This is a genomic window from Moraxella sp. CTOTU47724, from assembly GCF_032014955.1.
In the GTDB taxonomy this organism is placed as follows: domain Bacteria; phylum Pseudomonadota; class Gammaproteobacteria; order Pseudomonadales; family Moraxellaceae; genus Faucicola; species Faucicola tetraodonis.
The window spans coordinates 1-14,133 of record NZ_DALZSV010000013.1 but is presented as its reverse complement, the minus strand read 5'-3'; the positions used below and the strand labels follow the sequence as shown (position 1 = coordinate 14,133).

The window sequence follows — 14,133 nt, the reverse complement described above, 5'->3', positions numbered from 1 at the left end:
TATCGTCTGATATCGCCTCTTGTGCCCAACCAACAAAATCAGTAAAGTGAGATTAATGATTGCAAATCATTGCGTTTTCGCAACATTTTTTAAGTGTATTGGGTTGGTCAAATTTTAAGGATGCGTATGTCAGTTTTGTCGGTATCGAAAGTATTGCCGGGTGTAGGGTTTTTGCCATTTTTTCAGCGTGCTACTGCTTCATCTTTAGCGCAGCGTATCAAAGCGGCAAACGATAACCTTGCGCCCGATGTGCGTTTGGAACTTAGCGGTGATGATAGCGTCATTGTTTGGCTGACACGGATTGACAAGCGCAATGCGTTAAGTTTTGCGTTGATGGATAAACTCATTGATTTAGCCCACCTGCTCACCACATGGACGGACGTGCGGGCGGTGATTTTGGCAGGTGAAGGTAAAAGCTTTTCTACCGGCATTGATTTGGCGGATTTAAACAACCCAAAAAATCTAAAACAAGTCGCTTGGGAGCTTATCAAACCGTTTCAAAGTAAATTTCAAAAAGTGTGCCTTGTGTGGCGAGAACTGCCGATGCCTGTCATCAGTATATTGCATGGACATTGCCTTGGCGCAGGACTACAGTTGGCACTGGCGACCGATATTCGTATCGCCACAGCGGATTGCCAATTTGCCATTATGGAAGCCAAATGGGGACTGGTAGCGGATATGGGACTGACCCAGTCTGCGATGGGGGTGCTACGCGCCGACATCGTAAAGGAGTTAGCGATGACGGCACGGATTTTTGATGGGCAGCAGGCCTTTGACTACGGTGTGGTCAGCCATCTAAGCGACACGCCAATGGCAGTTGCGAAGAATTTGGTCACAGAATTAAGTAATCGCTCCCCCGATGCCGTCTTGGCGAGCAAACGCATCATCAATGCCATGTATCACACGCCTGCAACAACCTTGTATCAAGAAAAACTGTGGCAAATCAAATTACTGCTGGGACAAAACCGCAAGCTTGCCGTCAAAAAAGCCAAGGATGAAACCGTCAAATTTATTGAGCGTCAATTTAACTAATTTAACCCATGGCTTAATTGACCTTGGTGAGTGCCATCATGCTAAGACCCCTGTTCAAACGTCGTCTTATTTTTTTAGCCAGCCTATTTTTGGTAGCTATGGCGATTTTGTTTTTTATCGCCTGGTGGGGTCGTCTGCCTGCCAACTCGGGCAAATCCAGCACGTATCAAACCGCTGTCATTACCAAAGACAATCAAAAAACGGTGGCAACCGATATGCCACCTGATGAGCCCTCCAGCCGTTTTCGCCAATTTGGCTCGCAAAGCATGGCCGATGGCATCGCAGAATTGGTTAAAAGCAATCCACAAAAAACGGGCGTTTATCCCTTGCCAGATGGTATGGATGCGTTTGCCGCACGTATGCTGCTCATTAGCACCGCAGAGAAAACGCTAGATGTGCAGTATTATATTTGGAATAACGACATCACTGGCAATCTGATGTTCCAAGCCATCAAAGAAGCGGCAGAGCGCGGTGTGCGCGTGCGATTATTGATAGATGACAACAATACCCGTGGTCTCGACCCAACGCTGTGGGTACTCAATGAACACCCCAATATTGAAGTGAGATTGATGAACCCCAATCGTTTTCGCTCGTGGCGCTGGCTAGGGTTTGTGGGCGATTTTGAGCGGCTCAATCATCGTATGCACAACAAATCTATCACCGCTGATAGCCAAATCACCATCACAGGCGGGCGTAATATCGGGGATGAGTATTTTTCTTTAAACCAAGAGATGGTATTTTCTGACCTAGATGTGCTGATGGTTGGGCATATTGTGCCGCAAATGTCACAAGCATTTGACCAATATTGGAACCATAAACTGGCTTTTCCTATCACCGATTTGGTCGAAAAACCTGAGGCATCCGCCCTAAACCAAGTGTTCACCCCAAAAACCCAAAAAGCCGATAAACCTGCGTCGCAACAACTCGACCCTGTGCTAAAGCTGAAAAACGACTATCTAAAGCGCTTGGTGGCAATCGACTTTGTCAACCAAATCAAACAACGAAAACTGCCGCTCTACTGGGCAAACGTCCAGCTATTGACGGACAATCCTGACAAACTGGGCAGCAAAGCCAATACCCAAGGGTTAGACATCAACCAAAGCTTAGGTAAAATCAGCCGTGAACTCAATTTAATCTCTGCGTATTTTGTACCCACGGAGCAAGGCAAAGACTATTTTATCAACCTTGCAAAAAAAGGCGTAGCGGTGAATATTTTGACCAATGCCATGAGCGCCACCGATGTCAAGCTCGTACATTCTGGCTATGCCAAACACCGCAAAGACTTACTCAAAGCTGGGGTCAAGCTATATGAATTAAAGCCCAATGCCATCAAAGACAACCTGCGTGATTCCTACTTGACGGGAAGCTCTGCAACCAGCTTGCATGCCAAAACGTTTGAAAGCGATGGTGAAAAGGTGTATATCGGCTCATTCAACTTTGATCCGCGTTCAGCCTTGACCAATACCGAACTTGGCGTTGCCATCGCCCACCCTGTACTTGCCAACAAAATCCGCAATGAATTTTTGCAGGCCTTGCCAACAACCAGCTACACCTTGTCGCTCAAAGATGACAATATTCAGTGGTCAACGCTCGAAAACGGTCAAATCGTCACGTATGATGAAGAGCCACAAACCAAGGCTTGGCAGCGTACGCTAGTATGGATGCTATCGCACCTGCCGCTTGAAAAATTTTTATAAGCTGTCATTGTTATGAACTACAGCATTCGCCAATACGCTTAGCGCAATTGGCTATCCTTACTCCCACGGCGATTAAATAGCTCAACTTTTTGCTGATGCTGTTCTAGCGATTGTTGACAACGCACGCACAAGTGCACCCCTGGCATCGCAAGACGCCGTGCTTCGGGGATTGGGGCATCGCACTCCTCGCAATGAGTTAGGCTCTCACCCTGTGGCAATGCCCGTTTTGCTCGCTCAATCGCGTCATTAATAGTCGCTTCAATTTGCTCGTTTTCTGCGCCATCCGCAGCCCAACCACTTGCCATATTTTTCCTTAGATTTTAATAAGTTAACCATAATAATATGGTAGTGGTTTTGTCAAATTTCAATAGCGTATTAAAGCCGTTATCGCGCCATTTTATTGTGGCTGTAAATCAATCACCTGACCTTTGATACCTGCCGCTTCATCACTCATCAAGGCAACATACGCACTCATCAAGTCTTCGGGCGCAAGCAAGGTGTTGGGGTTTTCGCTCGGATAGGCAGCAGCCCGCATTTGGGTACGCGTGGCACCGGGATTGATGCAGTTAAAGCGCAGGGTGGTGGTTTTTTGGGTTTCTTGGGTGAAAATATCGCTCATCCCCTCTACCGCCAATTTTGACAGCGCATACGCCCCCCAAAACGCGCGTGGACGGCTGCCGACACTACTAGAGGTAAACACCACTGAGCCACTTTGCGCAGATTTGAGTAGCGGTAGCAAAGCTTGGGTAAGGGTAAAGGTGGCATTAAAATTGACTTTCATCACTTGCTCAAAAATAATCGGGTCATACATTTCAAGTGGGGTCAATACACCGAGCAACCCTGCATTGTGTAAAACACCGTCTAAATGCCCGACTTCACGCTCAATCAAAATCGCCAATTGCTGCATTTCTGTGTAGCTTGCGCTCTCTAGATTCATCAGTAACATGGCAGGCTGTGCACCGCCTTCTGCTTCAATTAGGTCATATACAGCTTCAAGCTTGCTCGCGGTTTTGCCGAGTAGTAGCACGGTCGCGCCATATTTTGCATAGCTTAGCGCTGCTGCTTTACCGATGCCATCACCTGCCCCTGTGACCAAAATATTTTTACCTTTTAGACAATCGGCAGGTGGGATAAAGTTACGGATATCATCATGGGTTGCTAAAGTCATAGTTTCCTCAAAATTTTTCTCAAAAGCTCGCTAAAAAATTCCCTAAAAATCGGGCAAATTGTTAACACCTTGTCTATGCATCAAGCGCCTAGTCGCTTGTTCAAGTGTCCGCTAAAGCATCCGTCCAATCGCCCAGCAAAGCGGTCAATTCAGCGACGCTATGGATTATGTTATCTGCACCCCAACTGCCCAAATCCGCTTGGTCTTCAGGGGGAATGTAGCCATAAGCTGCCAAAATCGTGCGCATATTCGCCGCATTGCCCGCTTGAATGTCACGGATATGGTCACCGACATACACACAATTTTCAGGCTGTAGCTGACGCCCGAGTTGTTCGTTCAACCGCGCTACTGCCAAATACATGGGCTCTGGGTCAGGTTTGGTATGTTTGACATCATCAGGGCATACCAGTACCGCACAGCGCTCAGTTAGCTCAAGTTTCTCTAACAAATTTTCCGCCAAATAACGCGGCTTATTGGTGACAATGCCCCATACAATACCACGTGATTCCAAGTTTTTTAGCAGCGAATCAAGCCCATCAAACAAGCGGCTATCGACACAGATATCGGCCTCATAGGTGTCCAAAAACTCTTGCCGATAAGCCAACAAGGTTGGGTCATCCTCAGTCACATCGGCAAGCTCGCCAAACATTAGCTTGACCATCGCTCTGGCGCCTGCAGAAACTTGCTCGCGAATGGCGGTATCACTGGGCGCTGGGTGCTGGTGTTTGGCGCACATCACCTTAATAATCCGGATAAAATCAGGTGCCGTATCAATCAAGGTACCATCAAGGTCAAACAATACGGCTTGGCATTTTTCAGTCATTTTTTGCTCAAATCAACGATTAATATTTAAGTAAAGCCAACTACTGAGGCTTATATACCGCCATCATGTAGTTAACGTCAACATTTTGTGCCAGCCAATAGTGCTTGATAAGTGGATTGTAATGTAAACCAATTAAATCTTGACGTTTGCAGCCTGCACGCTGGGCAAATCGATCTAGCTCGGCTGGGGTGATGAATTTTTCATAATCATGTGTGCCGCGTGGCAACAAGCGTAATAAGTATTCAGCGCCAATCACCGCAAACAGGTAGGATTTTGGGTTGCGATTGATGGTCGATAGTACCAATACGCCATTGGGTTTGAGCAAAGTAAAACAAGCATTGATAATGGACTGCGGGTCTGGCACGTGCTCGAGCATTTCCATACAAGTCACCACATCAAACTCACCAGCGTGCGCTTTGGCAAAATCTTCTACAGCAACACAAGCAAAATCAATCGCTTGGCTAGTTTGCTCGGCATGGATTTGTGCTGCCTTGATGTTGGCTTCTCCCAAATCAATACCCGTCACCGTGGCGCCTCGCACTGCCATGCTATGCGACAAAATACCACCACCACAGCCGACATCTAACACTTTTTTGCCTGTTAAGCCTGATTGCTGGCGGGCGATGGTTTGCTGTTCAATCCAGTTTAAGCGTAGCGGATTGATTTGGTGCAAGGTGGCAAACGCGCCTGATTTGTCCCACCATTCATTGGCAAGGTCGGTGAATTTTTGTACTTCTTGTAAGTCGACGTTTTGCTGTAGGTTCGGTTGTGTCATGATGATAGTTCCGTTTGATTTTTACTTCGCTATTTTTTTAATTCGATACTTTTTACTTTAATAGCGTGTTATCGCGTTTTTTGAAATGCGGTTGCTTGCTAACCACAATGGCTATCAAAAATAGCCTTATTCTAACAGTTTTTAGCCCATTCGCTGTAGAATTTATGTGGCAGGCTGATAGCGTAAAATTGTAGGATAAATTTGTGGGGTAAAATAGCTTATTGCTGCATAATCTCATAACCTTCCAACTTTAAATATGACTGATAAATTAAACTTAAAAAAGTATGCTTTTTTATTTAGAAAATTTAATTAACATATTGCTTATTTTTTTCACCAGTGTAGTTTTTTTTAGTTTACAAAGTATTACACTTAGGCACATCCTTAATTTATGATAGTATAACGCGCAGATATTTTTGTATTTTGAGCCCTGCTAGCAAGCGATTTTCTATAACATACTATAAGATATGAGCCGTGCTAGACCCTATGATTTGACTGTTAATGAGGCAACCATGAAAAAATTAGCAATGACCGCAATCGCCGCTGCAATCGGCTTGACCAGTTTATCAACCCAAGCTGCAGATTTTGTAGCGGGTCAAGACTATAAGGTGCTTGCAAACCCAGAGAAAATTGAAGGCAATAAAATCATTGTTCGTGAATTTTTTTGGTATGGTTGCCCACACTGCTACAAATTAGAACCTTACATGGCACAGTGGTCAAAAAAATTGCCAGCTGATGTGGTGTTTATGCAGACGCCAGCTGCGATGAACCCTGTGTGGGAACAAAACGCGCGCGGTTTTTATGCCGCACAGTTATTAGGTTATCAAGGCAAAACCCACCAAGCGATGTTTGACGCCATTCAAAAAGACCGCCAAAAATTGTTTGACCAAGCCTCTATCGGTCAATGGTACGCATCAAAAGGCGTGGATATCAATAAATTTAACAGCATGTACAATTCTTTTGCGGTGAATACCCGTATCGCGCGTTCAAAAGATGCGGCGCAGCGCTTCCAACTGTCAGGGGTGCCTGCGGTTGTCGTTGATGGAAAATACGTTGTGGAGGGTGAGGATGGTAAAGTGCCACAAGTAGTTAACTATCTCATCAATAAAGCCCGTGCGGAACGTGGTGGTAAATAATCCGACAGCCATTTGCTGAAGATTAATAGTTTTAGCCCAGATGGTTTTAGCTTAAATAGTAAAAAGCCGTTTCAATGAATTAACGTTGAAACGGCTTTTTTATGGTAGTTAATAAAACCTAGTGGTCGGCTGGCGTGCCGCCTTGTGCCACAATCCAATTTTCTAGCTGTTTGGTTTTTTCATCCAATAGCATTTTATCACCGCTTGCTTCGACATTGAGACGAATCAGTGGCTCAGTGTTGGAAGCGCGGACATTAAAGCGCCAGCGTGGAAAATTGACCGACAAGCCATCGAGTTTATCAAGGGTCGCCGTTTGGCTATCAAATTGTTGGTAGATTTCTTCAAGTTTTGCCAACACCGCAGGCGCAGTGATACCGTCTAATTTAAAGTTAATCTCACCTGAGATAGGAAAAGCGGCAATCATCTCATCAACCAGTTGCGACAGTTTTTTTGGCGCCTCTGTTTTACCTGATTTTGATAGCAGCTCAATCACCAATAACCAAGGAATCATGCCACTATCGCAGTAGTTAAAATCGCGAAAATAATGATGCGCAGACATCTCACCGCCATACACTGCGTTGTTTTCACGCATGACTTGTTTGATAAAAGAATGCCCTGACTTACTGATGGTCGCTTTGCCACCGGCCGCCGCGATGACGCTTTCGGTATTTAAGATATTGCGCGGGTCATAGACAATCGCCTCGGCAGGATTTTTATCCAAGAAAGCTTTGGCAAGCACCCCCACTACATAAGTGCCCTCCAAAAATCGGGCGTTTTCATCAAAGAAAAAACAGCGGTCAAAATCGCCATCAAACGCAATCGCTAAGTCCGCTTTCTCTGCCAACAGCGTGTCTGCCGTCACTTTACGGTTGGCAATAATCATGGGGTTGGGAATACCATTGGGAAAACTGCCGTCAGGCGCATGATTGATTTTGATAAAATTAATAGGCGCGTTGGCAGCTTGTAGACGCTGCTCAAGCAAATCAATCGTTGGCGCAGCACTACCATTACCACAGTTAACAACCACTGTCAAAGGTCGTAACGCGTTGACGTCAATATAGCTTATCAGGTGGTCGATATAGGCGGTTTTGTCTTCTTTTAACTGATACTCGCCTTTACTGGCTGCCGCTTTGAACGCGCCTTTTTCTGCGATTTGTTGAATGTCTGCCAAGCCGGTATCCGCGCTAATGGGTTTTGACTGTTCACGCACCAATTTTAGCCCGTTATAATTGATGGGGTTGTGACTGGCGGTTACTTCAATACCACCAATCGCGCCATAGTGGCTGGTGGCAAAATACACCTCTTCAGTGCCTGTCATGCCCAAATCAATCACATCGATGCCTGCATCTAATATACCTTGAATGGTGGCTTTTTTAAGGGCTTCACTACTGGGCCGAATGTCACAGCCAATCACAATCGCTGATTTTTGCTGATTTGATAGCGGTTCACTTAAAAATTGGGCGAAAGCACGTCCGATACGGTAGGCGATGTTCTCGTCAAGGTTGTTACCGAGTTCGCCGCGGATGTCATAGGCTTTAAAAGACGAAATTGTGATGGGAGAAAAATCATTCATATACGTGGCTCATGGGATTAAGAATTAAGAATGTCATTCAATTAACTGTTAATTATTCACAATCAGTTATTCACTAGCAATGATCAACTATCACCAAACACATCGCGGCTATACACTTTTGTCTTGACGTGCGCTAATTCGGGATGTAATCGGTTCGCGACAATCACATCGCTCGTTTCCAAAAAACTCGCTAAATCATTGACTACGGGACAATCCATAAACTGCGGTGACGACAGACTGGGCTCATAGATTTTTACATCAATGGCATGTTGTTTGAGCAGTTCAATAATGTCCAAAATTGCAGAATCTCTAAAGTTATCGGCATCTTTTTTCATGCTCAAGCGGTACACACCCACGGTATTAGGCTGCTTGGCGATAATTTGACGGGCAACAAAGCGTTTGCGGGTATTGTTGGCATCCACCACCGCATGAATCACATTGGCAGGAATCCCTTCATAATTGGCTTTGAGCTGTTGAGTATCTTTGGGTAGACAATAGCCACCATACCCAAATGATGGGTTGTTGTAATGCATGCCAATCCGCGGGTCTAAGCTCACACCGGTGATAATCGACTCACTATCAAGCCCCATGCTTTCGGCAAAGCTATCTAACTCGTTAAAAAATGCAATACGTGTGGCAAGGTAGCTATTGGCAAATAGTTTGACCGCCTCCGCCTCGGTGGGCGGCATGATTTGGCTTGGAGTGTGGGTTTGTTCGCTGGCAGTTTGGTATTGGGTTATTAATTGGTGGCAAACATCTTGCAGCGCTGGCACATGGTTTATATCACAGCCAACGATAATACGTGACGGATGCAGGTTATCATATAACGCTTTGCCTTCCCGCAAAAACTCCGGCATAAACAAAATACGCGTATCAAATTTTGCCTGCATGTCACGGGTAAATCCAATCGGCACAGTCGATTTGATCACAATCGGCACTTGTGCGTTGTGAGCGCGTACCGTTTGGATACTGGCCTCTACCGATGAGGTATCGAATTTGCCAGTGGCGACATCGTAGTTGGTCGGTGTGGCAATAATCACTAAATCTGCGGTTGAAAAATCCGCCTCACTTACCAACTGCGCCGCTAAATTCAGTGACTGGGTTGCCAAGAACTGCGCAATCAACGCATCGTCAATCGGCGACTCTTGCTGTTGTAATTGGGCAATCTTTTGGGCGTCGATATCAACCAAGGTGACTTGGTTAGCAAGTTTAGGCTGGGCTAAAAGTACCGCATTGGACAGACCGACATAGCCTGCCCCAATGACAAAGATAGTTGTAATCATGGGTGATGGAACCTTACAAATCGCAGCAAAAATTAGCGAAACCGTCGCGTATTTTTAGCCTTGATATCTCTTTTATTTTTAAATTAGGTAAGTTTTTGCCAATATCACTATAGTTTGACAAAATGGCATAGCAATGACAACGATTATTTCGGGGCATCTGTGTTTTAGGTATCTGTATTTGAAGGCTCTGTATTTTAGGCATCTAGACTGTCAAGGCAAATACTTACCAATGGGCTTAGATTGCCATGTCAAATGCGCTAAAATAGCTAGGTCAATGTTATATTGTGAATTTTTCATCATTTACTATCAATCACCCTTCAGAGATAACGATGCAACCGACTTCCAATTTTGCTGACCTCATTGCCTTAATGGCACGACTGCGCCAAGACTGCCCTTGGGATAAAAAACAAACCAACGATAGCCTCATTCCCTACGCCCTAGAAGAAACCTATGAGCTTATCGAAGCCATTCAATCAGGCGACATTGACGACATCAAGGGTGAACTTGGCGATGTGCTGCTACAAGTGGTTTTTCACGCTTGTCTATACCAAGAGCAGCAGCAGTTTGATATCAGTGAGGTGATTTTCACCTTACAACAAAAACTCATTCGCCGTCACCCGCATGTGTTTGACAAAGAAAATCTAAAAACCGATGAAGATGTCAAAAAACGCTGGGATGAAATCAAAGCCTTGGAAAATGCCGAAAAAGCCAAACGGGGTAAACTGGTAAAACATCGCCGCACCCTTGATGCGGTCAAGGCAGGCTCAGCGTTAATGCAAGCGCAACAACTACAAAAAACTGCCAATAAAGTCGGTTTTGATTGGGATGTGGTGTCGGGTGCGGTGGACAAATTGGATGAAGAAGTGGCAGAACTCAAAGAAATCTTACCAATCGATGGTCAAAAACCGACGCCTGAGCAAAAAGCGCTGCTAGAAAAAGAACTGGGCGATTGTTTTTTTGCCCTAGTCAATATTGCCCGCAAACTGGGCATTGATAGCGAAAAAGCGACTTTGACGACCGTGCATAAATTTCGCTCTCGTTTTGGCTTTATTGAAGATGAGCTCGCCAAAATGGGTAAAACCCCTGAAACTGCTAGCTTAGAGGAAATGGATAACTTGTGGGATTTGGCAAAACAGCATGAAAAATTTGCATGAGGGGTTTAAGCACGGGCTAGGTTTTAGGGTCTAGTATTATTGACAGCTAATACCCTGTTTACATGCCGTGTACATTTTTTTGCTAAAACAGCTTTTTAGCTAAGTTTGTACTAAGTTTGGCTTTTTTATTGCCCAAGATTGATTGTTCCAAAAGTCTGGGCAAGGTATACTGAGTTAACAGGGATTTGACCGTTAAAGCAATGATTTTTCGATTATTAGTTGGCTCAACTTTTGCCATTTTATTTCTAGCACTATGGGCAGTGCCCGCACAGGCGCAAGTATGTACCCCAACCTTGACGCCCGAGCAGGCTTTTTTGGCCGTGACAAATTTGACTGGTACTAACGGTGGGACCACAAAACCCTCTGCAAATCTCCTTGCCAATTCACCCAAAGTGATTAATATCAATACCGCCAGTGAAGCACAGCTTACACAGCTTGATGGTATCGGCGCCAAAAAAGCCCAGCAAATTATTTTATACCGGCAAATGATGGCACCGTTTACCACGGCAGATGACCTAGCCAACGTCAAAGGTATCGGCAAAGCGACTGTCGATAAAAATCGCCACCGCATCACCACCCAATAGTGATAGCAAAGCATTGGCAATCATCACAAGCCTATTCTTATTTTATACACGCTGTACTAGCAAGCAAACCGTCTCATCCTATACCGCTAACGCACTACCAATAATCAATCATTCAACAATACTTTTTGCTCACTGGATTTTTTGTAACCGTGAATTAATATCCCTAGTTAGGCAGAAATTTGGTACACTAACCGCTAATAAATTTCTGCCGTTTTCATGGATTTTGGTTACTATACATGGCAAAAAAAACTCGCAAATCACCTAGCACGGCAACCGCTGCTGGCAATACCGCAACCGATTATGTTTTAGATAGAAAGTCGGCTCGCCGGGATGCCAAAAAACTGGGCTTAAACAAAGCTGATTTACCCAACTCCATCAAAGAAGTGATTAGCACACTGACGCAGGCGGGTTTTGAAGCCTACATCGTCGGCGGTGGGGTGCGTGATGCCTTGTTAGGCTTAAAGCCCAAAGACTTTGATGCTGTGACCAACGCCACCCCCAACCAAATCAAAGAAGTATTTGGTAAACGCTGCCGCATCATCGGACGGCGTTTTCAGCTGTGTCATGTGTATTCTGGTCGCGATATGATTGAAGTTGCCACCTTTCGCGCGCCGCCTAAGGACAACAATCATCTCACCGAAGACGGCATGATTATGCGTGACAATGTGTGGGGTGATATCTATCAAGATGTGGTGCGCCGCGACTTTAGTATCAATGCCCTGTACTATCAGCCATTTGACGATATCGTTTATGATTTTTGTGGTGGGCTAAAAGATGTTGAAAACCGCACCATTCGTCTGCTCGGCGACACCCAAAAACGGGTGGAAGAAGACCCTGTACGTCTGCTACGAGCGCTGCGTTTTAAAGCAAAATTGCAGTTTGATTTTGATAACGCCTTAAACCAACAATTCAACGCGCAAAACTGGGCATTATTGGCGCAAGTATCCCCTCACCGCTTATACGATGAAACGCAAAAAATGTTCACAGGCGGCTATTTGGTGCCGATGTTACCACTGCTATTTGATTATGGTGCGTTTTCTCAATTGTTGTTTTATCCACCTACAAGCGTGACACCACTACTCAACCAAGTCACCATAAATACCGATAGGCGCATAGGTAGTGGTAAAAGCATTAACCCTGCGTTCTTTTATGCGACTATTTTGTGGGAAAACTATCTGTATCTATTGGATAAGTTTAAAAAGAACACACCGTTTAGCGACGCGCAAAACCAAGCCGCCAATAAAGTGTTGGACAAGCAGCGCCAGCACACAGCCATGCCCAAGTTTGCCGAGCAGTTTATTAAAGATATTTGGCTCATGCAGCCAAGACTTGCCCAGCCGCGCAAAAAAAATCTACAAAAGCTGTTTGAAAATCCGCGTTTTCGGGCTGCCTATGACTTTTTGATGATGCGTGAGCAAGTGGAAGCCAAAAACCAAGCACTTGCCAAACAACATGGCGCAGCGATTACGTTGGATGATGAAAGCACCAATGGCATGGGACATTGGTGGGCGTGGTTTCAAACCCTAGGTGCCAAACAGCAGCAACAAGCGATTGATGAGTTCGACCTTGAATCGGTACGTTTGCGCTTTGCGAATATTGTCAATCAAACCAGTTTTGAGGACGACAGCGTTGCTTACCAAACTAGCGATGTGTTGCGTGATAATGAGGCAGACATGGGTAGCGATTTTAGTCATGGACAGCGCCGCCGCCAACGACGTCGTTTGCCGTTTGCAGCAAGCAGCCAAATCGAACGTGAACTGGTACAAGATACGGCGCTATCTACCAAAGCACACAAACTAACGCAGCAGCAGCAACTTGAAAAAGCCCAACTGCAGCAGTTATCGCTTGCCAGTCACACCAACTCAGCACCGGCTAAGTCACTTATCGTAGCGCCAATCACAGCGCAAAAAGACGATGACCACCCTTATCAGCCGCCAGTTTCTGCTTTAGCATCAGCTTATACTGAGACAAGTGCACGCCCAAATAGTTCACAACTAAGTCGCTCACGCAAACGCGACAAAGCCTATTTATCGGCAGCGAGTGTACCTGCCAAACGTGCGCGACGCACCCCCAGCTCAAACTGGTCGATTTTGGAGCAACGCCAGCAAGCGGATATCACAACATCCGCTAATGATTTGCTTGGCGAATCTGTCAGCCCAACACCCGTCAAACAAAGCATTGATAATCAGGCGGTGACTCATACCGATAACGATACTGATATTAGCATTGGCACTGACACCGTCAAGCGTTCGGCACCCAATGAATCAATGATTGACAATGGCGTGGTACAGCCAAAGCCAAAGCGAGCGCCACGGACGCGTAAAAAAGCGGTTGCTGATAGCAAAGTCTTAGCAGAAGCGGTGACTAAGGACGAGGCACCGGCAGCGCCAAAACGCACCCGCAAACGCGCGGTCAAAATCGACGGTCATCAACCATGATTACGTGCTATATCGGTTTGGGTGGCAATATCGCAAACGCGCTTGGTACGCCAAAGCAGCATATTGCCAATGCTATTGTGGCGTTTTACGCATCACCGCACTTTGCCAATGTTACAGCATCATCACTGTATCAATCCAAAGCCTTTGGAGTCACCGACCAGCCCGATTTTTTTAATGCAGTGGTAAAAGTTGATACCGATTTGGCACCCTTAGCCCTGTTGGATTTTTGCCAAAGTTTGGAGAGCGCTGCCAAGCGCACGCGTTTGCGCCACTGGGGTGAGCGTAGTTTGGATGTGGATGTATTGTTGTATGGTGATGACACCATCAACAATGCGCGTTTAACAGTGCCACATGAGGGCTTATTTGCGCGTAATTTTGTGCTGATTCCGATGTTGGAGCTTGACCCGACCCTTATGGTCAATGGGCAAAAATTGGCAGACTTACCGACCAGTCAACAGTGGCAGGGCTTGGAA

At 45.6% G+C, this 14,133-nt stretch carries 13 protein-coding genes; 7 read left to right on the top strand and 6 right to left on the bottom strand.

Annotation, left to right across the window (positions count from 1 at the left end; all coding sequences use genetic code 11):
• Positions 1 to 126: 126 nt before the first annotated feature.
• Both RTR63_RS04455 and RTR63_RS04450 read left to right on the top strand, forming a co-directional pair.
• Positions 127 to 1,032 carry a crotonase/enoyl-CoA hydratase family protein gene (locus RTR63_RS04455; protein WP_312522884.1) on the top strand — a complete coding sequence of 302 codons (906 nt, stop codon included), beginning with the start codon at positions 127 to 129 and terminating at the stop codon, positions 1,030 to 1,032.
• 38 nt (positions 1,033 to 1,070) lie between these two features.
• Positions 1,071 to 2,729 carry a phospholipase D family protein gene (locus tag RTR63_RS04450; protein ID WP_312522882.1) on the top strand — a complete coding sequence of 553 codons (1,659 nt, stop codon included), beginning with the start codon at positions 1,071 to 1,073 and terminating at the stop codon, positions 2,727 to 2,729.
• Positions 2,730 to 2,767: 38 nt separating this feature from the next.
• Here the strand turns inward: RTR63_RS04450 and RTR63_RS04445 are convergent, their stop codons facing one another.
• From RTR63_RS04445 to ubiG, 4 genes are all read right to left on the bottom strand, one after another.
• Positions 2,768 to 3,034 carry a DksA/TraR family C4-type zinc finger protein gene (locus tag RTR63_RS04445; protein ID WP_050325275.1) on the bottom strand — a complete coding sequence of 89 codons (267 nt, stop codon included), beginning with the start codon at positions 3,032 to 3,034 and terminating at the stop codon, positions 2,768 to 2,770.
• 92 nt (positions 3,035 to 3,126) lie between these two features.
• Positions 3,127 to 3,897, bottom strand: coding sequence for a YciK family oxidoreductase (locus RTR63_RS04440; protein ID WP_062333231.1), 771 nt, complete (start codon positions 3,895 to 3,897; stop codon positions 3,127 to 3,129).
• A 100-nt stretch (positions 3,898 to 3,997) separates the two neighbouring features.
• Entirely contained in the window at positions 3,998 to 4,720 is a 723-nt protein-coding gene (locus RTR63_RS04435) for an HAD family hydrolase (RefSeq protein WP_100274291.1), read from the bottom strand.
• Between the two features lie 40 nt (positions 4,721 to 4,760).
• Complete coding sequence (gene ubiG / locus RTR63_RS04430) at positions 4,761 to 5,495, bottom strand: bifunctional 2-polyprenyl-6-hydroxyphenol methylase/3-demethylubiquinol 3-O-methyltransferase UbiG (RefSeq protein WP_007116237.1); 735 nt, start codon at positions 5,493 to 5,495, stop codon at positions 4,761 to 4,763.
• A 509-nt stretch (positions 5,496 to 6,004) separates the two neighbouring features.
• Here ubiG and RTR63_RS04425 point away from each other — a divergent pair.
• A complete protein-coding gene (locus tag RTR63_RS04425; protein ID WP_040403627.1) occupies positions 6,005 to 6,628 on the top strand; it encodes a thiol:disulfide interchange protein DsbA/DsbL in 624 nt (207 codons plus the stop codon).
• A gap of 118 nt (positions 6,629 to 6,746) precedes the next feature.
• Here the strand turns inward: RTR63_RS04425 and RTR63_RS04420 are convergent, their stop codons facing one another.
• Positions 6,747 to 8,201, bottom strand: a complete 1,455-nt coding sequence (locus RTR63_RS04420) for a phosphohexomutase domain-containing protein (RefSeq protein WP_312522879.1) — start codon at positions 8,199 to 8,201, stop codon at positions 6,747 to 6,749.
• Positions 8,202 to 8,284: 83 nt separating this feature from the next.
• The gene (locus tag RTR63_RS04415) at positions 8,285 to 9,484 is read right to left on the bottom strand and encodes a nucleotide sugar dehydrogenase (protein ID WP_312522878.1); all 1,200 of its coding nucleotides are present in this window, start codon (positions 9,482 to 9,484) and stop codon (positions 8,285 to 8,287) included.
• Between the two features lie 329 nt (positions 9,485 to 9,813).
• Here RTR63_RS04415 and mazG point away from each other — a divergent pair, with 329 nt between their 5' ends.
• The 4 genes from mazG to folK all read left to right on the top strand — a co-directional run.
• Positions 9,814 to 10,638: a nucleoside triphosphate pyrophosphohydrolase gene (gene mazG / locus RTR63_RS04410; RefSeq protein ID WP_312522877.1), complete on the top strand. Its 825-nt coding sequence runs from the start codon at positions 9,814 to 9,816 to the stop codon at positions 10,636 to 10,638.
• A gap of 200 nt (positions 10,639 to 10,838) precedes the next feature.
• On the top strand, positions 10,839 to 11,222 hold the full coding sequence (locus tag RTR63_RS04405) for a ComEA family DNA-binding protein (protein ID WP_138019421.1): 384 nt from the start codon (positions 10,839 to 10,841) through the stop codon (positions 11,220 to 11,222).
• 236 nt (positions 11,223 to 11,458) lie between these two features.
• Positions 11,459 to 13,660, top strand: coding sequence for a polynucleotide adenylyltransferase PcnB (gene pcnB / locus RTR63_RS04400; RefSeq protein ID WP_312522875.1), 2,202 nt, complete (start codon positions 11,459 to 11,461; stop codon positions 13,658 to 13,660).
• Positions 13,657 to 14,133: 2-amino-4-hydroxy-6-hydroxymethyldihydropteridine diphosphokinase (gene folK / locus RTR63_RS04395; RefSeq protein ID WP_312522874.1), on the top strand; the 477-nt coding region annotated here is incomplete at its 3' end. The genes pcnB and folK, both read left to right, overlap by 4 nt.

Bases quoted from the DNA above. Each gene is read 5' to 3' on its own strand.
- pcnB (WP_312522875.1), top strand. From the start codon at position 11,459: ATGGCAAAAAAAACTCGCAAATCACCTAGCACGGCAACCGCTGCTGGC.
- RTR63_RS04445 (WP_050325275.1), bottom strand. From the start codon at position 3,034: ATGGCAAGTGGTTGGGCTGCGGATGGCGCAGAAAACGAGCAAATTGAA.
- RTR63_RS04420 (WP_312522879.1), bottom strand. From the start codon at position 8,201: ATGAATGATTTTTCTCCCATCACAATTTCGTCTTTTAAAGCCTATGAC.
- RTR63_RS04440 (WP_062333231.1), bottom strand. From the start codon at position 3,897: ATGACTTTAGCAACCCATGATGATATCCGTAACTTTATCCCACCTGCC.
- RTR63_RS04435 (WP_100274291.1), bottom strand. From the start codon at position 4,720: ATGACTGAAAAATGCCAAGCCGTATTGTTTGACCTTGATGGTACCTTG.
- RTR63_RS04405 (WP_138019421.1), top strand. From the start codon at position 10,839: ATGATTTTTCGATTATTAGTTGGCTCAACTTTTGCCATTTTATTTCTA.
- RTR63_RS04415 (WP_312522878.1), bottom strand. From the start codon at position 9,484: ATGATTACAACTATCTTTGTCATTGGGGCAGGCTATGTCGGTCTGTCC.
- RTR63_RS04450 (WP_312522882.1), top strand. From the start codon at position 1,071: ATGCTAAGACCCCTGTTCAAACGTCGTCTTATTTTTTTAGCCAGCCTA.
- ubiG (WP_007116237.1), bottom strand. From the start codon at position 5,495: ATGACACAACCGAACCTACAGCAAAACGTCGACTTACAAGAAGTACAA.
- mazG (WP_312522877.1), top strand. From the start codon at position 9,814: ATGCAACCGACTTCCAATTTTGCTGACCTCATTGCCTTAATGGCACGA.
- RTR63_RS04425 (WP_040403627.1), top strand. From the start codon at position 6,005: ATGAAAAAATTAGCAATGACCGCAATCGCCGCTGCAATCGGCTTGACC.
- RTR63_RS04455 (WP_312522884.1), top strand. From the start codon at position 127: ATGTCAGTTTTGTCGGTATCGAAAGTATTGCCGGGTGTAGGGTTTTTG.